Annotated in this window: 25 protein-coding genes; 5 read left to right on the top strand and 20 right to left on the bottom strand. The window is 49.4% G+C overall.

What is annotated here, in order from left to right:
- Positions 1-9: 9 nt before the first annotated feature.
- Both BM334_RS01615 and BM334_RS12610 read left to right on the top strand, forming a co-directional pair.
- Positions 10-1,344, top strand: a complete 1,335-nt coding sequence (locus tag BM334_RS01615) for an NAD(P)/FAD-dependent oxidoreductase (protein ID WP_092836987.1) — start codon at positions 10-12, stop codon at positions 1,342-1,344.
- Positions 1,341-1,586: a hypothetical protein gene (locus tag BM334_RS12610; protein ID WP_177214993.1), complete on the top strand. Its 246-nt coding sequence runs from the start codon at positions 1,341-1,343 to the stop codon at positions 1,584-1,586. Before BM334_RS01615 ends, BM334_RS12610 begins: the two co-directional genes overlap by 4 nt.
- Here the strand turns inward: BM334_RS12610 and BM334_RS01610 are convergent.
- The 11 genes from BM334_RS01610 to mdh all read right to left on the bottom strand — a co-directional run bounded on the left by BM334_RS01610 (position 1,515) and on the right by mdh (position 10,800).
- Positions 1,515-2,663 carry an ABC transporter permease gene (locus BM334_RS01610; RefSeq protein ID WP_092836984.1) on the bottom strand — a complete coding sequence of 383 codons (1,149 nt, stop codon included), beginning with the start codon at positions 2,661-2,663 and terminating at the stop codon, positions 1,515-1,517. The two genes, BM334_RS12610 and BM334_RS01610, sit on opposite strands and share 72 nt — an antisense overlap.
- On the bottom strand, positions 2,660-3,394 hold the full coding sequence (locus BM334_RS01605; RefSeq protein WP_092836980.1) for an ABC transporter ATP-binding protein: 735 nt from the start codon (positions 3,392-3,394) through the stop codon (positions 2,660-2,662). The genes BM334_RS01610 and BM334_RS01605 overlap by 4 nt, the downstream gene beginning before the upstream one ends.
- An 8-nt stretch (positions 3,395-3,402) precedes the next feature.
- Positions 3,403-4,866, bottom strand: coding sequence for an alpha/beta hydrolase (locus tag BM334_RS01600; RefSeq protein WP_092836977.1), 1,464 nt, complete (start codon positions 4,864-4,866; stop codon positions 3,403-3,405).
- 87 nt (positions 4,867-4,953) lie between these two features.
- The gene (locus BM334_RS01595) at positions 4,954-5,370 is read right to left on the bottom strand and encodes a DUF3718 domain-containing protein (RefSeq protein ID WP_092836974.1); all 417 of its coding nucleotides are present in this window, start codon (positions 5,368-5,370) and stop codon (positions 4,954-4,956) included.
- Positions 5,371-5,501: 131 nt separating this feature from the next.
- Entirely contained in the window at positions 5,502-5,999 is a 498-nt protein-coding gene (gene folA / locus BM334_RS01590; protein ID WP_092839185.1) for a type 3 dihydrofolate reductase, read from the bottom strand.
- A gap of 108 nt (positions 6,000-6,107) precedes the next feature.
- On the bottom strand, positions 6,108-7,277 hold the full coding sequence (gene cgtA, locus BM334_RS01585; RefSeq protein WP_092836971.1) for an Obg family GTPase CgtA: 1,170 nt from the start codon (positions 7,275-7,277) through the stop codon (positions 6,108-6,110).
- A 140-nt stretch (positions 7,278-7,417) separates the two neighbouring features.
- Complete coding sequence (gene rpmA, locus BM334_RS01580) at positions 7,418-7,675, bottom strand: 50S ribosomal protein L27 (RefSeq protein ID WP_055439238.1); 258 nt, start codon at positions 7,673-7,675, stop codon at positions 7,418-7,420.
- A gap of 18 nt (positions 7,676-7,693) precedes the next feature.
- Positions 7,694-8,005: a 50S ribosomal protein L21 gene (gene rplU, locus BM334_RS01575; protein WP_055439239.1), complete on the bottom strand. Its 312-nt coding sequence runs from the start codon at positions 8,003-8,005 to the stop codon at positions 7,694-7,696.
- 250 nt (positions 8,006-8,255) lie between these two features.
- Positions 8,256-9,227, bottom strand: coding sequence for an octaprenyl diphosphate synthase (ispB, locus tag BM334_RS01570; protein ID WP_092836968.1), 972 nt, complete (start codon positions 9,225-9,227; stop codon positions 8,256-8,258).
- 33 nt (positions 9,228-9,260) lie between these two features.
- On the bottom strand, positions 9,261-9,830 hold the full coding sequence (rrtA, locus tag BM334_RS01565) for a rhombosortase (protein ID WP_092836965.1): 570 nt from the start codon (positions 9,828-9,830) through the stop codon (positions 9,261-9,263).
- Between the two features lie 37 nt (positions 9,831-9,867).
- Positions 9,868-10,800, bottom strand: a complete 933-nt coding sequence (mdh, locus tag BM334_RS01560) for a malate dehydrogenase (protein WP_092836961.1) — start codon at positions 10,798-10,800, stop codon at positions 9,868-9,870.
- Between the two features lie 190 nt (positions 10,801-10,990).
- On the opposite strand from mdh, the gene argR reads away from it, so the two are divergent.
- The gene (gene argR, locus BM334_RS01555; protein WP_092836958.1) at positions 10,991-11,461 is read left to right on the top strand and encodes a transcriptional regulator ArgR; all 471 of its coding nucleotides are present in this window, start codon (positions 10,991-10,993) and stop codon (positions 11,459-11,461) included.
- 155 nt (positions 11,462-11,616) lie between these two features.
- Here argR and BM334_RS01550 read toward each other — a convergent pair whose 3' ends face one another.
- Complete coding sequence (locus BM334_RS01550; RefSeq protein ID WP_241970882.1) at positions 11,617-12,531, bottom strand: Dyp-type peroxidase; 915 nt, start codon at positions 12,529-12,531, stop codon at positions 11,617-11,619.
- Positions 12,532-12,802: 271 nt separating this feature from the next.
- Between BM334_RS01550 and BM334_RS01545 the strand changes: the two genes are divergently transcribed.
- A complete protein-coding gene (locus BM334_RS01545; protein ID WP_092836952.1) occupies positions 12,803-14,629 on the top strand; it encodes a DUF885 domain-containing protein in 1,827 nt (608 codons plus the stop codon).
- Positions 14,630-14,682: 53 nt separating this feature from the next.
- Here the strand turns inward: BM334_RS01545 and BM334_RS01540 are convergent, their stop codons facing one another.
- From BM334_RS01540 to acnB, 8 genes are all read right to left on the bottom strand, one after another.
- Entirely contained in the window at positions 14,683-15,993 is a 1,311-nt protein-coding gene (locus tag BM334_RS01540) for a S41 family peptidase (protein ID WP_126801807.1), read from the bottom strand.
- A 42-nt stretch (positions 15,994-16,035) separates the two neighbouring features.
- Complete coding sequence (locus BM334_RS01535) at positions 16,036-16,917, bottom strand: hypothetical protein (RefSeq protein ID WP_092836946.1); 882 nt, start codon at positions 16,915-16,917, stop codon at positions 16,036-16,038.
- 1 nt (position 16,918) lies between these two features.
- Positions 16,919-17,386, bottom strand: coding sequence for a putative periplasmic lipoprotein (locus BM334_RS01530; RefSeq protein WP_126801806.1), 468 nt, complete (start codon positions 17,384-17,386; stop codon positions 16,919-16,921).
- 15 nt (positions 17,387-17,401) lie between these two features.
- Complete coding sequence (locus BM334_RS01525) at positions 17,402-18,634, bottom strand: COG3014 family protein (RefSeq protein WP_157981849.1); 1,233 nt, start codon at positions 18,632-18,634, stop codon at positions 17,402-17,404.
- Entirely contained in the window at positions 18,591-19,223 is a 633-nt protein-coding gene (locus BM334_RS01520; protein WP_092836938.1) for an LpoB-related protein, read from the bottom strand. The genes BM334_RS01525 and BM334_RS01520 overlap by 44 nt, the downstream gene beginning before the upstream one ends.
- A gap of 31 nt (positions 19,224-19,254) precedes the next feature.
- Entirely contained in the window at positions 19,255-19,782 is a 528-nt protein-coding gene (locus BM334_RS01515; protein WP_092836935.1) for a hypothetical protein, read from the bottom strand.
- A 239-nt stretch (positions 19,783-20,021) separates the two neighbouring features.
- On the bottom strand, positions 20,022-21,110 hold the full coding sequence (locus BM334_RS01510; RefSeq protein WP_092836932.1) for an energy transducer TonB: 1,089 nt from the start codon (positions 21,108-21,110) through the stop codon (positions 20,022-20,024).
- 142 nt (positions 21,111-21,252) lie between these two features.
- Positions 21,253-23,838 carry a bifunctional aconitate hydratase 2/2-methylisocitrate dehydratase gene (acnB, locus tag BM334_RS01505; RefSeq protein ID WP_092836929.1) on the bottom strand — a complete coding sequence of 862 codons (2,586 nt, stop codon included), beginning with the start codon at positions 23,836-23,838 and terminating at the stop codon, positions 21,253-21,255.
- Positions 23,839-24,186: 348 nt separating this feature from the next.
- Between acnB and BM334_RS01500 the strand changes: the two genes are divergently transcribed.
- Positions 24,187-24,522, top strand: a complete 336-nt coding sequence (locus BM334_RS01500) for a hypothetical protein (RefSeq protein WP_055439255.1) — start codon at positions 24,187-24,189, stop codon at positions 24,520-24,522.
- The last annotated feature ends 89 nt before the right edge of the window (positions 24,523-24,611 follow it).

Genomic DNA, 24,611 nt, shown 5'->3' with positions numbered 1-24,611 from the left:
CTTTAGGGTATGTACGATCCGCTTGAAAGCAACAGCATACCCTCTCAACAACCTCACGCGGCCAGCTATTGGCATCAGCACACCCAAGTAGATTTTCCCGCAACCACAGAGCAATTGCCTGAAACGGCCGATATTGTCGTGATTGGGGGTGGCTATTCGGGGCTAAACGCGGCTTTAGAATTAGCTGAAAATTATCAACAACGGGTGGTTTTGGTTGAAGCTAATCAGCTTGGTTGGGGCTGTTCAACTCGTAATGCTGGCTTTGCCATGCCAGGCACAGGTCGGCTTGGTTATGCGGCATGGAAGAAGCGCTGTGGCGAAGCTGTAGCGCAGGGTATTCAGGCAGAGTATCAACTTGCTTTTGCGCGGTTAGAGCGCCACTTGGCGGCCTGCCCACAGCAGTTGCAAGTGCAACGGGGTGGTTACGTAAAAATTGCGCACAATGAGCGTGCTATTGGTGAATTACAAAGCCAGTATCAGGCGCTTTGCGACTACGAACCTAACACACAGTGGCTGAACCGTGAGCAAATTCGCACCCGGGTGAATTCGCCGCAGGCGCATGCGGCCATTCACTTTCCCCAAAGTTTTGGGCTGAACCCGTTATTATTGCTCGCCAGCGTAGCGCGTCAAGCGGCGGCTGCCGGCGCAACTTTGGTTGAGAATGCCGCAGTGAGTACTTGGCAAACTGAGCCAAGCGGTTTGCATGTGCTGCATACCAATAAAGGTACAATTCGTGCGCCCAAAATCATTGTGGCTACCAATGGCTATACACCGAACCATTTTCACCCAAGTATTCATGGTCGTTCGTTGCCGGTGTTATCCAGTGTTGTGGTGACGCGTCCTTTGAGCATTGAAGAGCGCGCGGCTATTCGGCTTAAGCCCCATGAGCTAGTGATGGATACGCGGGCGTTAAAATACTACTTTCGATTGCTACCTGACGGCCGTTTGCTATTCGGTGGACGTGGCGCTATTCGTGGCCGCGACGCCGAGCACCCGCGCTATGTGCGGCATTTGTTGCAGGCCATGGCGGCAACCTTTCCGGCACTAAAACGTTTAAGCCAGCAGGCACCTGACTACAGTTGGAGTGGATGGGTCTCAGTTGCGTTAGATGATTACCCGCGAATTTATAGCCCTGCTGAGGGTGTTTATACCACGATGGGGTATTGCGGTGCTGGGGTGACTTTTACGCAGCTGGCGGGCCAACGGGTTGCCCAGTTGGCGATGGGCGAAACCATGCCCGCCCTACCTTTTTATCAGTCGCCGCTACCCAAATTTCCGCTACCTCAGCTGCGCCGCCTAGGCCAGTGGCTGTACTACGTAGTGAGCTACGTAGCCCGGCGTTGACGGACTCCTCCGTAGCAGCGGGCGATAACGGTGCTGCGCACCACCCTGCGTTGACGGACTTCTCCGTAGCAGCGGGCGATAACGGTGCTGCGCACCACCCGGCGTTGACGGACTTCTCCGTAGCAGCGGGCGATAACGGTGCTGCGCACCACCCGGCGTTAAACGCCGGGCTACAGCCCAAACACGACTTTTTCGCTGGCGAGCATGCGGCCGATGAAACGGATCAGCAGCCAGCTGACTAACAAGGTGGCAAGTGCGCTAATACCCATTGGCAGCCACTGCAAGCTTTCGCCTTTAATAATGTCGAGCAGCGCTTGATGCTGGCCAGTTAGCGGCAGGTAATAAAGCACTGGGTTCTTCAAACGCGCGAACTCAACCCCAAATACCGCCAGCATAGGCAGCATAAGTAAGAACGAGATATAAGTTTGCGCTTCTTTAAAGCTTTTTGCACGGAAACTAACAAATAGCTGCAGCGCGGTTGCGAACAACGCTAGCGGCACCAGCATAAGCACAATTAATACCATCATGGTCCAGTCAAGCGACAAACTAATGCCGATATTGTGCAGTGGTAAAAAGCGGAAAATGATCGGAATAAGAATCACGCTTAATACGCCGCCAAAAATAGCAAAACTACTGGCGGCTAATGCTTTACCTAACACCAGCTGATGCGCATTTAGTGGCTGTGATAGCAACAGCTCTAACGAGTTTCGCTCACGTTCGCCAGCACTGATATCAATGGCCACGTTCATACCTGAAAAGAACACAGATAGCAGGATAAAAATGAGCACGCTGCCCATTAAAATAGCCGCTCGCGAGCCCTTGGTTGCGGTGTCATGCTTAACCATGTCAATTGGTCTTACGACACGCGGATCTAACCCACGCATTTGTAGGCGTATATAAGCAATTTGGTTAGCGTACGACTCTATGGCACGTTCGATGCGATTGATATCGCCGCGTTGTTTCGTCGCACTGAAGTCAGCGGTTAAAGTTACTTTCGCAGGCATAGCCATGGCTAAATCTTCTGCCCAGCTTTCATCAACCTCTAGAGTAATAGGCTGCTGCCCTGCGGCCCACGCCTTTTCGCGTTGAACAATGCCGTTGCTATTTAAATGTTCAATAAGTGCGGGCGCATGTTCTGCACCTTGAATGTCAATTTCGACATCGCTTGGGTCTGTTAGCTGGCTAATCATGACATAAAACGCGACAGCCATAAGTAACGGACCAAAAAATGCGTAAGACATTGCCGCCATAACCGAACGTTTGTCACGAATGGCATCTTTTAATTCTTTGCGCCAAACAATTTTTACCGGATTCGTCATGCCGCAATACCCTCATCGGTACCAATGATTTTCACAAAGGCTTCTTCTAGTGCACTTTCGCCTGTTAGCTCGCATAGCTCCTCGGTGGTGCCTTGCGCTGCTACTTTCCCCTTCGCGACAACGACAACCTGGTCACACAGCGCGGCAACTTCTTGCATCACGTGGCTTGAGAATAAAATACTGGTGCCTTGCGCACGCAGCTCACGCAACAAGTCACGCAGAATACGGGTACTCATTACGTCTAGGCCGCGACTGGGCTCGTCCAAAATAAGGTGCTTTGGACGATGCACAATGGCCTGTGCTAAGGCGACTTTCATACGTTGCCCTTGTGAAAAACCAGTAGCCCGGCGGTCAGCAATTTCAAGCATATCAAGGCGCTGCAGCGCGGCTTCTGTTGCTTGGTCGCCAGCTTCGCCCGCTAAACCATGCAAGGCAGCAAAATAAGCAACCTGTTCGCGCGCGGTTAAACGCTCATACAAGCCGAATTTATCTGGGAATATACCAATATTGCGACGTGCCTCAAGCGGCTGCTGACCAGCGTCTATGCCATCTATGAAAGCCTGCCCGCTATCTGGTTTTAACAAGCCATAAATGGTGCGCAAACACGTTGTTTTACCAGCACCATTGGGGCCCAACAAGCCGGTAATTTGCCCCTCGGGAGCAGAAAAAGATAAGCCATCTAATGCGGTGACCTTACCGAATTGTTTGCGTAATTCTTTTACTTCAATCATTGCGCCCCCTACAGCCCTTTGCCGTTTGCATTTAACACGAACGGCGCAGGCTTTTGCTGTTGCAAGCAACTATCGTCAAGCGCTTCTAGCTCAAGTGTTTCGATAAACTCACCCACTAATTTATTGGCGCAGGTATGTCCTGCAATGGTGTGCGAACCTTGCGGTGCAATTAGATGACGGCTGTTACTTAAAGTTTGTGCCGCTAATGCACCCCAAGTTGGCGGGGTAACCGGATCATAGCGCCCCGACAATAATAATGCCGGTATATCGCTGTACACAGGTTCGAACCAAGCTTCTGGGCGCAGTGCTTGCGGCCACACCGAACACATGTCAATAAATGCATCAGCGGTACGGCTGCCAATAAAGTCATTGTCTGCATCGGCTCGCAATAGAGCGTCTGTCGCGCGTGGCAGGTCTTCACTGCACAACACTGACAGCGTTAAGCCCATGTACATTTCCGATTGGCTCATGATGCTGCCCATTAAACCCACCAAAGGCGTATAGTTGCCGGTGTTCGTTTGTTGAATAACGTAGGGTAGCATTTGTCGTGTGGTGGGATGGTACAACCCCACGCGCATTACTGACGTAAATCGCCCCGCGGTAATTAAAATATCGGTTGGTTCATTGGTTAATGGGTCATTAACTTGCAAGGGTACTGGTTTATCTTCGAGGTTCTTCAACGTCTGCAAATAGGTTTGCTTTAAATTGGGGAAGGTTTCATTGCATTTCTGCGAGGCTGCACAGCGTTCCACCAGCAAATCAAATGATTGCGCGCCATGCGCACCAAAGGGCCCAACCACAACCTCAGGCGGTGCCACGGCGTCTAATGTTGCAGAGCGCACAGACTGCGGCGCTTCACGCATATAAACCAAGCCAGCGCGACTGCCATACGAGCCGCCGTACAAATTTACTTGGGCATAGCCCAAATGTTCACGAACGGCTTCAAAGTCTTTAATTGCATTTACAGTATGGTATTGCGTTAAGTCTTCTTCGGTGTAGCGCGCTAAACATTCGCCTGCCATGCGATCAAGCGCAACGTCTTCGTCGGCTTTTATCAGCTCATCAACATGGCTGACTTCGCAACTTAATGGATTGGACTGGCCAGTACCACGCTGGTCAATCAGCAAAATATCGCGCTGCTTGCGTACATCGCTGAACATACGATTGATCATAGCTGCTAGCTCGGTGGCGGCTTGGCCTGGCCCTCCAGCTAGAATTAGTAATGGGTCTGGCTTTTTGTTTTCATTAACAGCCGGTAGCACCGCGTAATTAATAGCGATTTGCCGACCTTGTGGTTGGTCATAATTTTCCGGAACGCTTAGCTGGCCGCATAATACCTGTTCACTTATATTGCTCAAGTAACACGCTTCTAAGGGTGCACTTGGCTGCGCAGACTGCTCATTGGTTTGTGCGCTAGCGGTAAAAGCAAGCATCGAAACTAACGCAGCGGCTATGAACCTTTTATTTCTCATGAATTGTTATCCAGTTGTAACAAGATAACCTAGTGTAACTTTGGCCGTGAGGAATAGAAAGTAAGAAACTGTAAAAGATTGTGATGGTTAGCGTTCAGTGCGAGCTGCTTGGCTGCGTGCCCGAACGACTTCCGCAATGGGGTGTGTCGCTTCGAGATCTTTCACCCAAGCAATATCTCCTGAACTATACAAATCATCAATAAGAACGCTGTGTGCAATAAAGCGACCGATATCGTAAGCATTACTGATTGCGGAAAATTGGATCATGGAAGAACCATTACAACGAACTCGAGGGTATATATCACGTAACCGTAAACGCAAATCTCGCAAGGCATTGCGAAATCCTTTGGAGTCGTTCGCTTGTACATAGCTACAAAACAGCAATGCCAAATCATCACCATTCGCACGGTACTGTGCGTGACTAGGCGCTGGATAGCTCATTAAAACAGAACTGATAAATACAATGGCAAGTGCACTGGTGGCCTTGCTACCCCAAAACAACATTTTGATTTCTTCACTTTTTATGATTACAAGTTCATGTTAGCTAGGGCTTTCAAAGGGCGCAACGGAATAAATTGTTAAGAAATCAAGCCATCTAACGTTTTATTTACAGTTGATAAGGCCTGTAATAAAACTTACACGCGGCGATAAATTTCTGTTACAAATTCATGGGGATTTTCAGCGTTTGCTGGGTGTGTCTCTGATTCTAACAACTGCCATGTTGCATGCGATTGATAGTCTGGAAAAAAAGTATCGCCTGCGGTTTCTAGCTTAATTTGAGTTAGATAGAGAAAATCCGCAAGCGGTAAAAATTCAGCGTAAATGCGCCCACCGCCAATGACCATTAATTGCTCGATGTCGCCAGCGGCGTCAATGGCCTGCGCGGGTGAACTCACCCAAATTACGCCTTTGTCATCGGTAAAAGGCTGCTCATACTGACGGCTAAGAACAATGTTCGTGCGGCCTGGTAACGGGCGACCGATAGATTCATAGGTTGCACGCCCCATGACGACTGGCTTACCTAGGGTTACTTTTTTGAAGTGTTGCAGTTCGGCCGGCAGGTGCCATGGCATGTCGCCATCTTTTCCAATCACTCGATTTGCAGCCATGGCTGCCACCAATGCAATCTTCATCCCACCCCCGTAGCCCGGCGTTTTACGCCGGGTCGTGACAACGTCACGGTTCATGTCTCACTTTTATCGATTCACGATGCTGCGCATCACTCGGCGTAAAACGCCGAGCTACTTTTGGTAGATCACTTCGACGTCGTAGTCATCATCGTCGTCGTCAAAGTCATCATCATCGTCGTCTTCAAATTGCTCAAGCTGCTCTTTGTGGTAGTCATCCCACTTGAACTCAACGCTTGCTTTCGCTTCGGCTTCCATTTCTTCCGGCGTTTGCTTTGGCAATTTTTCTAAGTATTCAATAATATCTTTGCAAAGTGCATCGGTATTAATGTGCGATAAGCCTGAAATTTGATACACCGGGCCTTCCCAATCAAGCGCCGCTTTCACGCGCTCAATACCTTCGACAATTTCTTCTTCGCTTAACAAGTCAACTTTATTGACCACCAACCAGCGCGGTTTACTCGCAAGCTCTGGGCTATATTTTTCGAGCTCATGCACAATTTTGACCGCTTGCTCCGCTGGGTCGGTTTCATCATACGGTGCTAAATCAACAAGATGCAATAATAAACGGCAACGCTCAAGGTGCTTCAAGAAACGAATACCAAGACCAGCACCTTCCGCTGCGCCTTCAATAAGGCCTGGAATATCGGCAATAACAAAGGTGGCGTGTGGCACTGGGCGCACAACACCTAGGTTTGGTACCAAGGTGGTAAACGGATAGTCTGCAACTTTCGGCTTCGCCGCTGATACCGAGCGAATAAAGGTTGATTTACCGGCATTTGGCATGCCAAGCAAGCCTACATCGGCTAACAGCATGAGCTCAAGTTTCAGGTTACGAATTTCGCCTGGCGTGCCCATGGTTTTTTGGCGCGGCGCTCGGTTAGTTGAGCTTTTGAAGCGGGCGTTACCTAGGCCGTGGAAGCCGCCTTTGGCAACCATACGGCGTAAACCGTGACGGGTTAGATCGCCCAATACTTCGCCGGTTTCTTGGTCGGTTGCACGGGTGCCCACGGGTACTTTCAGCACTAAGTCTGAGCCGCGTTTGCCGGTGCAATTTTTACCATGACCGTTTTCGCCGCGCTGCGCACGGTGAAAACGCTCAAAGCGATAATCGATAAGCGTGTTAAGGTTTTCATCGGCTTCTAGATAAACGTCGCCGCCATCGCCACCGTCACCGCCATCGGGACCGCCTTTGGGGATATATTTTTCACGTCGAAAACTGACTACGCCGTTACCGCCGTCGCCTGCTTCTACGCGAATTTCGACTTCATCTACAAACTTCATGATATTACCTACCTGCTTACATGAAAAAACCCCGCCACTTCGGACGGGGTTTCAATACTTCTTTGTTAGCTGTGTAGCTTTCGCTGCGGCGACATTCACCGTAGCTGCGCTACTTCCCGGCGTGGAACGCCGGGCTACCATTATTCGGTAACGATGCTAACGTATTTGCGGTTCTTAGGACCTTTCTCCGCAAAAGAAACTTTGCCGTCCGCTAACGCGAACAAAGTGTGGTCACGGCCGATACCGACGTTATCACCAGCGTGGAACTTAGTACCACGTTGACGAACGATGATGCTACCAGCCAAAACTGACTCACCACCGAAGCGCTTTACACCCAGACGTTTACTTTCTGAGTCACGACCGTTACGAGTTGAACCTGCGGCTTTTTTATGTGCCATGTGTCGTTACTCCTTCAATTAACCGTTAATACCAGTGATTTTCACTTCGGTGAACCACTGACGATGACCTTGGCGTTTCATGTGGTGCTTGCGACGACGGAACTTGATAATGTTCACTTTGTCTGCACGACCGTGATTGATAACTTCCGCCTTGATAGATCCACCAGAAACAAAAGGTGCGCCGATTTTCACGTCGTCACCGTTCGATAGCATTAACACTTGATCGAACTCAACCACATCACCAGTGGCCGCTTCCAGCTTTTCCAGGCGGACGATTTGGCCTTCAGTTACACGGTGTTGCTTACCGCCACTTTGGAATACTGCGTACATGTCTTTCTCCGATTTTCCCCGAGGGGGTCTTATTTGAATTAAATTCAGGGCGCGAATTATATGCGAACTCGCTGCGCGAGTAAAGTGCGTTATTCGTTATTCGTTATTCGTACGCTTCGCTGTTAGTCCGTTCAGTAGCCCGGCGTTCGACGCCGGGTGATGCGCAGCATCATCATTGCCCGAAAGACAGCACCATCATTGAATTAGAAAATCACCGTGGCTATGCCACGTCCCGGCGTAGAACGCCGGGCTACGCGATGCGGTCGACGGCGATGTCGGCGAGCGCGTGAAGCGCGTCGCGATGCGGCGACGGCGGCAATTGCTCCAGCTGCTGCTGCGCTAGCTTAGCTTCAGCCAAGGCGCGATCACGCGTGTAGTCTAATGCACCGGTGCGCTGCATGGCCGTTAGCACGGCGCTTAATTGATCGCGACCGTTGCCATTTTCTATGGCTTGGCGAATCATAGCTTGCTCAGCTTCATCACCGTTCCACATGGCGTACAACAATGGCAATGTCGGCTTGCCTTCGGCTAAATCGTCGCCGGCTTGCTTGCCCATAGTTTCGCTGTCAGCCGTGTAATCAAGTAAATCGTCAACTAACTGGAAAGCAGTGCCTAAATGACGACCATAGGCAGCTAATGCATCTTCAACGGCCTGCGACTCGCCCGCTAATACGGCCCCTAGTTGGGTTGCCGCTTCAAACAGCTTGCCAGTTTTACCGTAAATAACGTCAAAATAGCTGGCTTCGGTGGTATCTGGGTCATTGCAGTTCATTAGCTGCAACACTTCGCCTTCAGAGATAATATTGGTGGCGTCGGCTAGAATTTTCATCACTTTCATGGAATCAAGCGTGACCATGAGCTGAAACGCTCGGGTATACAAAAAGTCACCAACCAATACGCTGGCTTCATTGCCGAACACCGCGTTTGCAGTTTCTTTGCCGCGCCGCAATTCTGAAGCATCCACCACGTCGTCATGCAACAAAGTGGCGGTATGAATAAATTCGATGATAGTTGCGAGCGTTAAGTGCCCTGCGCCTTGGTAGCCAACAGCGCGAGCGGCGGTGACCGCCAACAGCGGACGCAAGCGCTTGCCGCCACTATTCACAATATATAAGCCGAGCTGGTTAATCAGCGCAACGTCTGAGCGTAATTCCGCACCAATTAGCTGATTCACACCGTTCATATCGGCGGCCATCAAGGCATTGATTTCTGATAACTTCATAGCTTCAGTTTAACAGGTAAATTAAGTCCCAGATTATACATTAAATTTACCGTGCGCACAGCCTAAAAATACCAGAAGCATGCCGCAGATCACGCCACTAAGATGGGCATAAATTGCAATGCCTTCGGCAAACCCCGGCAGCACAAAATCAAGTATGGTTTTGAGTAGAATACCGGTCAGCACAATAACGCTTATCCAGTGTTTTGGGGACTGCGGCAACAGCAAACTGTCCTTGAGCGCTGCCCAAGCAAACAAACCATACAAGGTGCCCGAGAAACCGGCATAAATGACGTTAGGTGTTGCCAAATAATACTGGCCTGCACTAACCGCCAGCACAATGGGCAGCACCGGCCACCAGTCTTTGTTCTGGCGGAACTGATCGGGGAATAGCATCCACCCCATCCACAACCCGGCAATGTTGTACCAAAGGTGAGGCTGATCATGGTGCATAAATTGGCTGCTCAGTGGCTGCCACCAAGCGCCTTGTGCAACGGCTCGGTAATCTAACAGCAACATTTCATGCCATGGCATGAGCAGGTAATAAAACGACAAAAGCAGAGCGCTTATCACCAAGGGGGTGAGCACGCTCTGCTTTTTAGTCATTGCTATCAGCAACTTATCGTTTAACTATTTAACTTCGTTATTTAACAAAGTCGAGGCCAATTTGAATGTCGTTTTTCAAGCCGTCAAGCATGTCTGCTTTAGCTTTTTCTTCGTAAGCGCTTAATTCGCCATATGGCAAAATTTCTTCAACGCCGTTAGCGCCCAAACGTACTGGGTGTGCGAAGAACAATGCGTCTTTACCTTCAGTTTCTACGTAAGTGCACTCAACAACGCTGTTGTCGCCTTGCAACGCTTTCACTAATGACAAGCAGAAACGTGCTGCTGCTTGACCCATAGACAAGGTTGCAGAGCCGCCGCCAGCTTTCGCTTCAACAACTTCAGTACCAGCGTTCTGAATACGCTTCGTGAGCGCTTCAATTTGCTCGTCAGTGAAGCTCAAACCAGTTTGTGACAACAATGGCAGAATAGTCGTGCCGCTGTGGCCGCCAATCACTGGCACGTTCACTTCAGCTGGGTTTTTACCATGTACTTCGGCAACGAAGGTTTCCGCACGAATGACGTCAAGCGTGGTCACACCGAACAATTTGTTCTTGTTATATACGCCTTTTTTCTCAAGCACTTTCTTGGCGATAGCAACGGTGGTGTTCACTGGGTTGGTGATAATACCAACGCACGCGTTCGGGCAGTTGTCGGCAATCGCTTCAACCAAGTTGGCAACAATACCTGCGTTAATGTTGAACAAATCTGAACGGTCCATGCCTGGCTTACGTGGAACGCCAGCTGGAATTAATACGATGTCGCTACCCACTAACGCAGAAGCTAAATCGTCTTTGCCGTAGCCTTTAACGTTTACAGCCGTTGGGATGTGGCTGAGGTCAACTGCAACGCCAGGAACAACAGGCGCTACGTCGTATAACGCAAGTTCAGAACCAACCGGTAATTGGGTTTTCAAAAGTAATGATAGTGCTTGGCCGATACCGCCAGCTGCACCTAAAACTGCAACTTTCATCTCAGACTCCATCCATTTATTTGGGGAAATTTCAGGGCGAAAACTCTACTCCTTTTACGCCGAAATTACAACCAAATGGCGGCATATAAACGGTTTAGCCTTTGCTTTAAATAGTTGCGTAACGGTGCTGAAGCGCTATCATGTCGTATTCATTTTTGCTGCATAAAAGCATAAATTTAGGTGCGAAAACATGTCAGAACATAAGCCCGAAGCAATGATAGAGGCGTTTAAAGCGCTTCTGCGAGAAGAACGCTATGGCTCACAGGGTGAAATTGTTGATGCCTTGAAATATCAGGGCTTTACAAACATTAGCCAGTCCAAAGTATCGCGCTTGCTAAGTAAGTATGGTGCGGTTCGCACCCGCAATGCGCGGCAAGAAATGGTGTACTGTTTGCCGGCTGAATTGGGTATTCCAAGCACACGTGCGCCATTAACGCAGCTTGTTTTAGATATACAGCACAATGATGTGATGGTGATTATTCGCACCACACCTGGCGCCGCGCAATTAATTGCACGTTTGCTGGACTCGGTAGGCAAAAAAGAAGGTGTGTTAGGCACCATCGCTGGCGATGACACCATTTTCATTGCCCCGCTCAAAGTTTCCGACATTGATTTCACATTGCAGAATGTGAAGGCTTTGTTCGACGAACAAAGCCGGTAGCCCGGCGTTGCACGCCGGGTGGTGCGCAGCACCGTGAATGTCCAATTCAATGGCTGCGGCTAATCGAAGCAATGGCTGCGATTAATCGAAGCAATGGCTGCGGCTAATCGAAGCAATAACCGTGGCTGCGCCACGTCCCGGCGTAAAACGCCGGGCTACGCCCCTTTCAAGAACTCAATGGAAGGGGCGAAATAGGCGGCGTTACTGACTGCTTCAATGTAATCCAATAAAGGGTCGTAATCCCCCTGGTCATCCGCGATATAGCGGTTCTTCAGCCATTGCACCACGTGCTGCGGTTTCCCCGTGCAATATAGGGCTAGCAGCCCTTGGTCACGCAAATTTCCCCACGGCATATTCTGTCGTAGCAACTCCAGCGGCTGTTCTTTGCCATCAATAAGGCGTGATTTTTGCGCATGGGTCACCATGTTGAGCACCGACTCGGGAATGCGCTCACCGGTCACTTTTTTACGCCCCATCACATGCTCTTGAATATCGCTGCTTAACTGTTCCCAACGGCGCAAGTCATAACGAAACTTCTGCATAAACACGTAGCTGCCGTCAACAAACGCTGGATCATCTTGCACCCCTGTTACCGCGCGACGACGCATTCCACGAGGGTTATCTGGCGCTTCAATAAAGCCCAATAAATCTCGCCCATCCATGTAACGAAAGGTGTTCATTTGGTCAAGCAACTCAACATCATGCCCAAGCCACTCCATCAGTGTGCGTGCTGCTTGAAAGTTGACATCAAAACGATCTGAGCGAATCGTCAATAATAGGTCAGAAGACTCGCGTGGGGCTTGGCGGTCGCCGTCATTGAGCTCTGGAAAACCGGACAGTTGCAGCGGACGTTTGTCGGGATAGAGTACGTCCCAGTAGTCACTACCAATGGCAACAAAGCCATTGAGCATGGACTCTGAAAAACGTTGATCAAGATCGTCTATTAACTGCGGAACACGCGAAAGCTTACGTCGAACATGCTCAACGTCATCGGTCATCACGTTAAGTAGCAACGTAACGCCATGCAAGTTAGGTTCCGCATAAATTCCCGTTTGTGCCTGCGTCATCATATTTCCGTAAGGTCCTTGTAAATTTCTGCTGCCCAGCACAACCTTTATGTCACTTCCTCGTCAAATAAGACACATCGGTCGCATTGTACTTGAGTCGGCAAAGCGCTTGGTGCTTATATATTGGACACACCTTTTTGTGTCGTTAGAGTTTAGCACGAGTTTAACATAATCAAGTGATGTAAAAACCTTGCAAAACCATGCCACAAAATAGCGACTTGTATCGTTAAAGTGCAAGCTCAAATAAACGTTATAACCAATGCGCGGAGTCATCATGGCAAAGACAACGATAATAAGCTTACCTGTTTTTAAATCCACCTTCATTGCGGCATCTCTAACCTTGTTATTGGCTGGCTGCGCAAATACCGCACCAAGTACGGAAGCAACCGCTGCAGCTGAGCAAAACTTGAGTGCAAAACAATCAGCCGACGCTCGCTATACCGAATTAGCCAAGCGTATTTACCAAGCCATGCAAGAAAATAGTGCTTGGGGTTCGGCCGAACTGCCAGACATGTCGGCGCAAGCCCTTGCTGCACAGTTTGAGCGCCAACAAGCATGGTTAAACGAACTTATGGCAGTAAATGTTGAAGCGTTATCAACCCAGAACCAAATTAACCACAGAATGCTGACGTACGGTTTAAAGAACCAAGTTGATGGCTACAAATTTAAAGACCATTACATGCCATTAAACGCAGAAGGCGGTTTTCATTCGAGTCTTGGTTTTATGGCGCGCAACGCCAGCTTCCGTTCGCAGCAAGACGTTGATAACTACCTAAAGCGCTTGCGTTCTATCCCACGTTATATGGCACAACAAACGGCTTGGCTAGAAAAAGCCCTAGCCGAAGGTTACACACAGCCCAAAGCATCGATGGTTGGGTTTGAAGAGAGTATTACTGCATTTATTGCACAAAACCCACAAGACAGTTTGTTCTTTGGCCCTTTTAAAGTAGCAAAACCAATTTTCGCGACCACTGAACAATGGGAAGATATGCGCCAGCAAGCGTTACAAGTCATCGACCAAGACGTGGTACCGGCCTACCAAGACTACTTTGACTTTATGGTCATGAACTATCTGCCAAATAGCCGTAATAGCGTTGGCGCGAGCGAGCTGCCGAATGGTCGTGAGTTCTATCAAAACCGCATTAAACACTACACCACGCTAGATTTAACGCCTGAAGAAATTCACCAAAAAGGCTTAGCTGAAGTAAAGCGTATTCGTAATGAAATGGCTGTGGTGATTGAAAAGACAGGATTCAAAGGTAGTTTCGAGGAATTCACCAACTTCTTGCGGACCGATCCTCAGTTTTATCCGAAAACGGCCGAAGAGCTACTGAAAGAAGCTGCTTATATTTCAAAACAAGCCGATGGCCAGCTACCGAAATTCTTCAAACTGTTGCCACGCCAACCCTATGGCATTGCGCCAGTACCGGCCGAAATTGCACCTAAGTACACCACAGGCCGTTATTCAGGCAGCAACAGTAGCGACCGCGCCGGATTCTATTGGGTAAATACCTATGCCCTTGACCGTCGCCCGCTATACCAAATGGAAGCTTTGACCTTGCACGAAGCTGTACCCGGGCACCATTTACAAGGCGCCTTGGCGCGTGAGCTTGAAGACCTGCCAGATTACCGCCGCTATACCTACATTTCTGCATTTGGTGAAGGTTGGGGTTTGTATGCTGAATGGCTCGGCAAAGAAATGGGCTTTTACCAAGACCCGTACAGTGATTTCGGCAGATTGAGCTACGAAATGTGGCGCGCAGCTCGCTTGGTGGTCGACACCGGCATGCATGCAATGGGCTGGAGCCGTGAACAAGCAATGGACTTTATGGCGTCAAACACCGCATTAAGCCTGCACAACGTGAAAACTGAAATTGACCGTTACATAACTTGGCCAGGCCAAGCGCTGTCGTACAAGCTCGGTGAAATGCTGATTCGTCAATTGCGCACCGAAGCCGAAGAAGCCTTAGGCGCTGATTTCGACATTCGCGAATTTCATTACCAGGTACTCAAAAACGGTAGTATTCCACTGGATATTCTGGAGCGCGAAGTGCGCCATTGGATCGATGAAAGCGTCTCCCAAAGCCCCGCGTCAGAGTAACACTTGTAGCGCGCAGCGCTGTGATCATCTGAACGCAGCGCTGCGCCAACAGGCTATTGCGGGCCCCTTCCATTCCCACGCGGAAATAACACCTCAACGGGCAAAGTATCGTCCGGCGTTAGCCCCTTGGTTTCAGGCAAGGGATTGCCAAGCCCGTCAAGCACTTCATGTGCCGGATACATGGACATACCCACAATCCAGCCATTTGGTAGCGTGCGTACTGTGGTAGGGGCAAACGCCCCTCGAGTATGTTGCCCTTGCAGCACAAAACCGCGCAGCCGTAACCCATGAGCTAAATGTTCTGCAGCACTAGCTGTAACCTCGCTCACCAAAACCTTACCGCGTTGATGCAGTCGGCTTAAGTCTGGCCGCCGTTGCTCATTCACTGAGTGCCCAGAAATTATTGCCAAAGGCTCATCTTTAGGCACTAAACTCTGCGCCAGCTGACTTGCCAACAACAAACTGCCGCCTTCGTTGTAACGCAAGTCAATAATCAGCTTTGGTGCTGCGCCCTTTACCTGTGCTACACGCTGCAAGTCTTCAGCAATTGAATGCAACGCTTGCTGCAAACAGCGTTGACCGATTTCACTATAACTGGCTTCGGGGGTAAAGCGGTGTAAGCGCAATACGCCAAGGTAATAGTCGCCAGTGCTTAATAGCCCCCACCACAACGCCTGCTCACAGCCAGAATACAAGTCACTCGCCGTTAATTGGCGCAGCAAATCGCGCCGCGATAACTCACGTTGCGCCTCTCCCACCGCAAAATTATTCACGCGATAATAGCGCTCAAGCTCGCGCGACAATAAATACGCATGCTCATCGTTGCTGTCTTCGAGTAGCTCTGACAACAGCTCAAACAAACCCAAGCTGCTGGCTAGGTCAGACTGATTCTGGCTATCGAGCACACTTGCCTGGTAACGCCACTTTAATAGCGCCGTATGAGAAATTCCGTGATGAAACTGGTGCAGGGTGTCTGCTAAGGTATCAACCGCCACTACCGCGCTTGACTCGGCACTACGTTCACATAGCTTTGGCAATAGTGGTTCTCGGGTAAAGGTTACGGGCAAGCCATCCGATAGGCGCTTAAACACAAGCGTTTGATAACCCGCGCCCATCCATTCATGCTGCCCTGCGTTTGCCTCGGTACTAAACACGCTGGGCATTAAGCCAGCTGGCGCTAACCAACAGCTACTTGGCGTAAATTGATAACGACTTACCACCGCATCATCAACAACCAGATAACTTTGGTAGCGGTGCGACCAATAAACGCCGTCGCTAACATGAAGTACCGGTTTATTAGGCTGAAAGCTGCAGGAACTCAACAGCCCTGCGGCAATCATGGCGAACCAACAATGTATTCTCAATGCCCAGCCACTCCTCGTCAATCTGTGACACTGAGCCTAACGCTACAAATATCGGTCGTAAAGCATTTGCAGTGTCGCCTGCGCCGCTAACGCGCCCTGCTCGGCCCAAACTTCATGGGTTTCTTCAAGCACCTGATAGCCGCCAGACTGCGCTGACACGCCAGCCACTTGGCGCGGCCGCTCAAGGTTGTAGCCGCCCGCTCGTGCACGATATTCAAGTGCACCTTGAGGAATCGGCACGCGCTCATCGGCTAATAGGGTGGCATCTTTTAATGAGGTCATGGTGATGTGGTAACCAATAGGCTCGTAATTTAACTTGTCTTCACTATAGGGCATCACTTCAAGAATTAAGCTTGTATGCTTGCGTAGCATGTCCATTTCTAACCGCTGGTTATCGTCTTGCGGGTTACGATTGGTTTCAGCACGAATTTCTGAATCGAGCAGGCGCATAGCAACCGCACGGTTAACCAAGCGAACACCATAACGCATGAGCATGCTTTGATAGCCGCGTTGGTATTCGTCCCATTGCTCGTTGGTTAGCATGCCAGACCGTTTAGACGGCGCATAGCCACGCTGTTCCACACCAACTTGAACGCTTTGTGACTCAGGCACAAAAGTACCTTCGGTTCCGGTTGCCTGGGCGTTAACACTGACACGACGCTGCATGTGCCATTCAGACACCATGCCGCTGAAAGGTTCGCCAACTAACATCACCAATTTCGGCCGCCCAGCCTTTTCGTAGGCAGCCTTAAAGGTGGCTTCATCAACCGTTAATAAGCTTGCGGGCTGCTGCTCAGCAGCGCGGGCGCGATCATAATAGGCGTCAGTCAGCATCGGTTGCGCCGGTGCATCCTGAGCCTGTGCAACGCTACTTATTATCAACGTAGCGGCTGCACATAAAGTGGATACATGAACGGCTTTCATATTAACGCCCTTCTCTTAGTTCAACTAAAAAGTACTCGGCGCGGCTATTCAACGAGGTTTCTTTATAAATTGCCGTGCCGTTGGCGGGAACATAAACGCGGCGCCACATAGACTCATCCATCAGCGGCGCTTGATTCGCATCAAAAAACAATGCTTTGCCCTCAATTTGTAAGTCATAGTCAGTGCGATTACGAATCATAGTCCACACTTCAAGCTGCCCCGTAGCGGTGTTACTCATGCCACTGCGGTCTAGGGTTACTTTAACGGTGTTACTGACTTTCTCACCAAATATAGTCTTGGTAATGTCCGTGCGGTTGAGGTTGTGGTCAATAAACACAATGGTGTTCAATTCGTTGGTGATAGTGCGCTGCACGGGATTAGCACCGGTATAACCGTTCTGTGTGGTGGTGCCACAGGCTGCTAACGTCAACACAAGTGCTGTCACCAAAGCAGATTTTGTTTTCATCATAGGTCCCTTTTCGTGTTATCGAGCCCGAGAGCTGTGCCAAATTAAGTGATTACCTTGGGCGTCCTGGTAGTGGCGAAAAGCCCGTGACTTCAAGGTCACTGGGTTGCCGTCCAAGTCGAAATATTGGGCTTGCCAAGCACTCACGTTGCTTGGGTTTGAACGCATAGTTGCGCTGTGAACTGCATCAGGTAGACGCGACCAATAACGAATGTCCGCACGCGGTTTTACGTTGGCGGACAACGCCATACTGGCAACACCAATTAACGCTAAGGTATTGCCTACCTGCCCACTACTGCCGCCTAGCGCCGGTGAAAATACCCGAGCTGTAACACCCAGTTGCGCTAAGTCACGCCCCAAGTCACCGGTGGTATTAGCAAACGATGCTTTGCCTTCAATTATTTTGTCGACCGGCCGACCGCCACGTGAGGTAGCTTGCCAATACACGCTTTCTACCGGCTCAAGTGACAATTGCTGGCCACCGGTATTGACGCTAATCTGCTTCTCGGTAAAGTTTTTACCCGGACGAAACACCAACTCATAGTGCCCCATTCCATCAGCTAACTTACGCGGCGAATAGCCCGTTTCGGCAATGATCAGCACGTTGTCGTCGGCACTCGGAATGGGAAAATCAGGGCGTAATGTCAGTAGCTCCGCATAAGCTTCTTCAGCCAATACAGGGCTACCCATTTTTTGCGCTGACCAACCAGCAAGTAACAGCATCATGGCAAAGTCACTGCGATTCTGTTCTTCTTCGGCGAAGGCATCCTGCATCAAACCACTCACAAAGCTAGCTCGTGCGTTATCATACTGGCCATCTATGAGGTAAATTAGGCCGCGATAGTAGTACGCCATAGCGCGCTCATAGGGCTCGCCTTTAAAGTCTTTGCGGCCCTCTTCATGCCATAAACTGCGGGCTTTAGTGGCATTTTCATTGTCAGCGTATACCGTTTCTATTACTTCTAGCGCAGCGTCAAAATTCTCCCGGGCCAAGTCAATGTCACCGCGATAAAAGGCTGCGGTGCCAATTTCCATACGATTTAGTACTTCGTTGCGCTTGCCTTCTTGAAATAGCTTACGATACAGCGGCTGTGCATAAACTGGTTGGCCGGCAATCGCATCTTGTTCTTGTTGATTCAATGCTAGCGGTTGGTACTGCGTTGGCCCAGTGCTCGTGCACCCAGCCAACGCCAACACCAAAACTGCACTAGCGATACATGATGTCGTCTTGTGCAGATTTCTTGAATTCATACATGCCACTCCAAACATAAGTTCCTAGCTCGAGGTCAACTAGCTCAAAGGTTATCTGGTGATAACGTGAGCGTTCTTGGCTTTGCACATCCATTGCATCTAGCGACATGATGCGGCCAACAAGGCGGAAGTCGGCGCCGGCAGTGGCTTGGGTTGAACGTATAGTGCCACCGTCAACCACGCCCATGCGTTTTAAGTCACGCTCCTTTTCAACCATATCTGCGTACTCACGCCCAACGAAAGTTAGGCGGCCGTTAGCAGCGCGGTTAAGGTTAATGCGTAGTCGGTCGGTCAGCATGTTTTTGTTAATGCGCGAGGAGCTCTCGTTGGTGAAATACTGGCTGTCGATAATAATGCGTGGCGATACTTCTCTATTCATGAGCTGCGGGTTGCTTAACATGTCGCGCATCATTTGGTCGGTAACCGCCATAATGTCTTGTGACTCCACCCCAACACCTTGAACTTTCCCTGGTGAGCGCGTGTCTTCATAAACCGTAGCGCGACCTGCACTATTGTCTATGGTGGATGTGCTTTGGCAACCGACAAGCAACATAGTGCTTGCGGCTACGGTCAATAAAAAATATTTCATAGCAAAGACCTGTTATTTGATGGGCGTGAACTTAATACCCGCTGCGCGCTGACGCAGCATACAAAGCTTGGGTATAGACGGTTTTCAGTTCAGGGTAAATTGCCATGGCTGACTCAAGCGCATCTTGATAGTGAGGGTGCGCAGAGTGAGTGACATACATCCATACTGACAATTCTTCGAGGCTATTAAAGGAAATATCTGAGGTACCCCGAATCACTTCTTCGCCGCCAGCGGCTTCAAGCGCTATTTCACGGCCTACCGTGTTGCCAATTTCTTGGCCTATCAAGCCGCCAAAAAACGGAATGTTTTCTGCGAGTTTTTGGCCAGCATAAGCACCCGCCATGCCGCCAATAGCTGCGCCCATTTCCGCATTGCGGGCGTTATTAACCCACTCTGCCAGCACGCCATCTGAGGTATATGGGCTCATAAATTGGCCACCATTGCTTTCAATGGGCGGCGGTGCAGTTAATTGGTAAGGTTGAGCTAATTGTGGGCCCATGGCACAGGCGCTAAGAAGTAAGGCAATAAACGCGACGAATGAAAGCTTGATTGTAGTCATGAGAGCTCTCCGATGAGCTGATGTTTGTTGTTATTTTTACAACCGATCAAGAATTGACCGATTATGTAAAGATTATGCAAAGATTGATTTAGCGCAAGTTGAATTTATAACATTTATTGTAAATCTATGAATAACCAACAAAAAAAGAGCGCTTAAAGCGCTCTTTTGGTTTTATTCCGTATTCTCTTCAGGTTAGGGATGACCTCTCGATAGCTCGAAAATCTCTGCTCAAGCGGCAATTACTCCATTTCAAACACCATTTGCACCATACGACCCGTCGCAACCGTTGGTTTGCCATCTTTGACATATGGGGCATAACGCCATTGCTTCACTGCTTCTATCGAAACATTTGCAAGCGCTTTATAATCGGATTCGATAATTTCGATGTTCTCAACCATGCCGATAGCATTAATATCGAACTTCATGGTGACTTTACCGCCCCGTTCAAGACTAGCTAGTGATGAGGGGTATTTAGGGTTAACCCGATAAAGAGGCTGCGGCTCTCGCTCTTCGCCAATACCATAACCAAGGTTTGCTATGGCCACGCAATGTTCCGTCGCTTCATCACTACGACCGAGTTTCTCAAGATGATTCACCAAACGAGCATGACTGATATATTTGGGATAGCTTAAGTTACGCGGTACCTTTTCAACTGCAGTTAGTTTTTGGAAATTTGCTACGGCCTGCTCGACCTCGCCTTTTGCTTCAAGGTAGCGACCAGCATGAAAGCTAGCCAATAGTGTCAACTCATGCTCACCACCAAACTGCTTATTGGCCGCCTCTGCAAACTCAACGAGCTCACTGCTAGCACGGCTGCCAAGTCGAAGCATTTGTGCACCTGCATCAACTTTATCACGCAACATGACTTCGGGCTGCGAAGCCATGTTTGCGTCCGCCACGTCAATCAGCTCATAAAAAATGTCTTTAAGTTTATTCATGTCACTTGAGCTGTCGCGAGTGCTTAACACCATTTGCAACGCTCCAACTAATTCAGGAGCATCGGCTTGATAATGCTGGCGATAGGCCGCCAATGCACTATCCGCCAATTGCTGCGCTTCAGCTGAGCGCAAGGTTTCTATGGGAACCAAGTTGAGGTAAGACATTTTTAAATTGGCGGTGTTGATGTTACCAGTGCCAAAATATTTTTCGCCAGTTTGGTAGCTTTGCTGCGCAAGCTCAACCAGCTTTGACGATTCCGCTTGTTCGTTTAACGCCTGCTGAAATGCGCTATAGGTTTTTTCGAAATTTACTTTATCGCTATCGTTTGCGGCAGCGCTAGTGCTGACAGCGACAATGGCTGCTGCCACCAATAGTTTTTTGATCGTCATGAATTAGCCTTGTTGTTTGTTTTTTGTTATTAGCTGAGGCTAGCAGTATTGGTGGTAAAAAAAAAGAGCTCGAATGAGCTCTTTTTTAGGGCATTAACGGCGCTTCGCGCCACCCGGCATTTCCTGACGGAAAAACACCGGGCTACAGATTAATGCTTGGGATGATGTTGGCTTTGGCGGTGGCTTCTGCCTCGCGGAAAGCGTCCATCTGATCGAAGTTCAAGTATTTGTAAACTTCGCCAGCCATTGCGTTAATGTCTTGTGCGTATTCCATGTACTCTGCAGGCGTTGGCAGCTTACCTAAAATAGCGCCTACTGCAGCCAATTCCGCTGACGTTAAGTACACATTCGCGCCGTCACCTAAACGGTTCGGGAAGTTACGCGTTGAGGTAGACAATACGGTTGCACCGGCTTCTACGCGTGCTTGGTTACCCATGCACAGTGAACAACCTGGCATTTCGGTACGTACGCCGTTGTTGGCGTAAATATTGTAGTAACCTTCTTCGCGTAATTGCGCTTCGTCCATCTTAGTTGGTGGCGCAATCCACAAACGCGTGTTTAGCTCTTGGGTGTTTTTCTCAAGCAATTTACCAGCTGCGCGGAAGTGACCGATGTTGGTCATGCACGAACCAATGAATACTTCGTCGACCTTGTCGCCAGCTACTTCGCTTAAGAATTTCGCGTCGTCTGGGTCATTCGGGCAACAAACGATTGGCTCTTTAATGTCAGCCAAGTCAATTTCGATGACGGCAGAGTATTCAGCGTCAGCGTCTGCACGCATTAACTGCGGGTTGGCCAACCACTCTTCCATTTTACGGGCACGACGCTCAAGGGTACGCGCATCGCCGTAGCCTTCGTTGATCATCCAGCGCAACATGGTGATGTTTGAACGCAAGTATTCTGCTACTGACTCTTCTGACAAGTTGATAGTACAACCTGCTGCAGAGCGCTCAGCAGAGGCATCTGACAATTCAAACGCTTGTTCAACCGTTAAGTGATCTAAGCCTTCAATTTCTAGAATACGACCCGAGAAGATATTCTTCTTGCCGCGTTTTTCAACGGTCAACAAGCCTTCTTTAATGGCGAACGCAGGAATTGCATGTACCAAGTCACGCAACGTGATACCTGGCTGCATTTCACCTTTAAAGCGTACCAATACTGACTCAGGCATATCAAGCGGCATAACACCGGTTGCAGCTGCGAAAGCCACCAAACCTGAACCCGCTGGGAACGAAATACCTAATGGGAAACGCGTGTGCGAGTCACCGCCAGTACCTACGGTGTCTGGTAATAACATACGGTTCAACCAGCTGTGGATGATACCGTCGCCTGGGCGCAAGCTCACACCGCCACGGTTCATGATGAAGTCAGGCAAGGTGTGCTGAGTTTCAATATCAACCGGCTTCGGATACGCCGCCGTGTGACAGAACGACTGCATGGTTAAGTCGGCAGTGAAGCCTAAACAAGCTAGGTCTTTCAGCTCGTCACGGGTCATTGGGCCGGTGGTATCTTGTGAACCGACGGTGGTCATTTTCGGCTCACAGTATGTACCTGGGCGTACGCCTTCCATACCACATGCTTTACCAACCATTTTCTGCGCTAAAGTAAAGCCTTTACCGCTGTCTGCTGGTTGCTCAGGCTTCAAGAACAAGTCTGATGGGCCTAAACCTAATGATTCACGAGCTTTTTCAGTCAAACCACGACCAATGATCAAGTTGATACGACCACCGGCGCGCACTTCGTCAAGAATAACGCGCGATGCATAGTCATATTCTGCAATGACTTCGCCCGCTTCGTTTTCAATTTTGCCTGCGTATGGGTAAATCGTAATCACGTCACCCATGTTCATTTTTTCAACGTCTGCTTCAAACACCAACGCGCCTGCGTCTTTCATGGTGTTGAAGAAAATTGGCGCCACTTTGCCGCCAATACAGATACCGCCAGCACGCTTGTTTGGCGTACCCGGCATGTCTTCACCAATAAACCACAACACGGAGTTCGTGGCTGATTTACGCGAAGAACCAGTACCCACAACGTCGCCAACGAAAGCAACTGGGTGACCTTTTTGCTTCAATTCTTCAATTTGCTTCGCCGCGTCGGTTACACCTTCACGTGGCATTTTGTACATGGCCTTGGCGTGCAATGGAATGTCTGGGCGTGACCAGGCATCTGGTGCTGGTGACAAATCGTCAGTGTTGGTTTCGCCGGTTACTTTAAATACCGTCGCTTGAATGGCTTCAGCCATTTCATCGCGGCTAGTAAACCATTCTGCATCAGCCCATGACTCAACAACTTCTTTAGCTAACGCGTTACCATTTTTCATTTTTTCTTCCACATCGTGGAAGGCATCGAACATCAACAAGGTGTGCTTCAATTCCGCAGCAGCTAGCTCGCCTAATTCTGCGTCATCTAACAAATCAACCAAAGTCACGATGTTATAACCACCGTGCATGTTACCTAACAATGATACCGCAGCATCTTTGCTAATAATTGGGCTAGTCGCTTCGCCTTTCACGATAGCTGACAAGAAACCAGCTTTTACGTAAGCCGCTTCGTCAACACCCGGCGGTACACGCTCAGAAATAAGTTCAACCAAGAAGTCTTCTTCGCCGGCTGGTGGATTTTTCAGTAATTCAACTAAGTCAGCAACTTGCTCTGCTGTCAGTGGTTTTGGCGGAATGCCTTCTGCGGCCCGCTCTTCGACATGCTTACGATATTCTTGCAGCACTGGGTACCCCTTTTGCTGTTGCGGTTAGAAATTTGCGGCGAATTATACGGTTTTTTTGTGAGGAATTAAATTCATACAGGGATATATACGTCAATCTTTGCGATAAATACCGTGAATAGGAGCGTTATTCGTTATTCGTTATTCGATCGCTTCGCTGTTCGTCCGCTTCGCTATTCGTGCTTCGTTTTACCGAATAGCGCGAAGCGCGGACAAACAGTGAACGAAGTGAACGTACGAATAACGAATAACGTTTTTACCATTAGTTACATTTGCGACATAAACCTTTCACACTTTCCGACTATCTTAATAAGTACGAATCTTGATAACCGTTCTGTGGGGGAACTTGTCATGAAAGTACTAACATTAACTACATTGGTTGCCGCAGCCATGATTACTAGCGGTGCAACAGCAGCACAAGCAAATGAAGCGAACCAGGGTAACGGTGCGCCTATGCAGGTTTACAGCTATGTCTATTCGCCAGAGCGTGCGGTCGGTAGCTTGTACCATAGCTTCGATGCTGCTGCGCATGATATTTCGCGCCAAGCAGGGGCTTCAGCAAAGGCTGACTCTATCGCCAGCATTAAAGCTGGTTACGACCAACTGAAGCAGCAATTTGCGTACGTTATTTACGTGCCGAAAAAGCCGCAAGGGGAAGAAACTATCGATTGGCGGGGCTTTGCTTAGTTTAGAGTTTTCGTTACAGACTCTTTAAATCGGCGTGGCTATTGCCAGCAGCTAGAAGTGGCACTATAGTATCACTTTGGTTATCAAAG

Origin of the sequence: Pseudidiomarina donghaiensis, from assembly GCF_900116895.1 — a bacterium.
Classification (GTDB): domain Bacteria; phylum Pseudomonadota; class Gammaproteobacteria; order Enterobacterales; family Alteromonadaceae; genus Pseudidiomarina; species Pseudidiomarina donghaiensis.
This window is presented reverse-complemented; position numbering and strand designations above follow the sequence as displayed.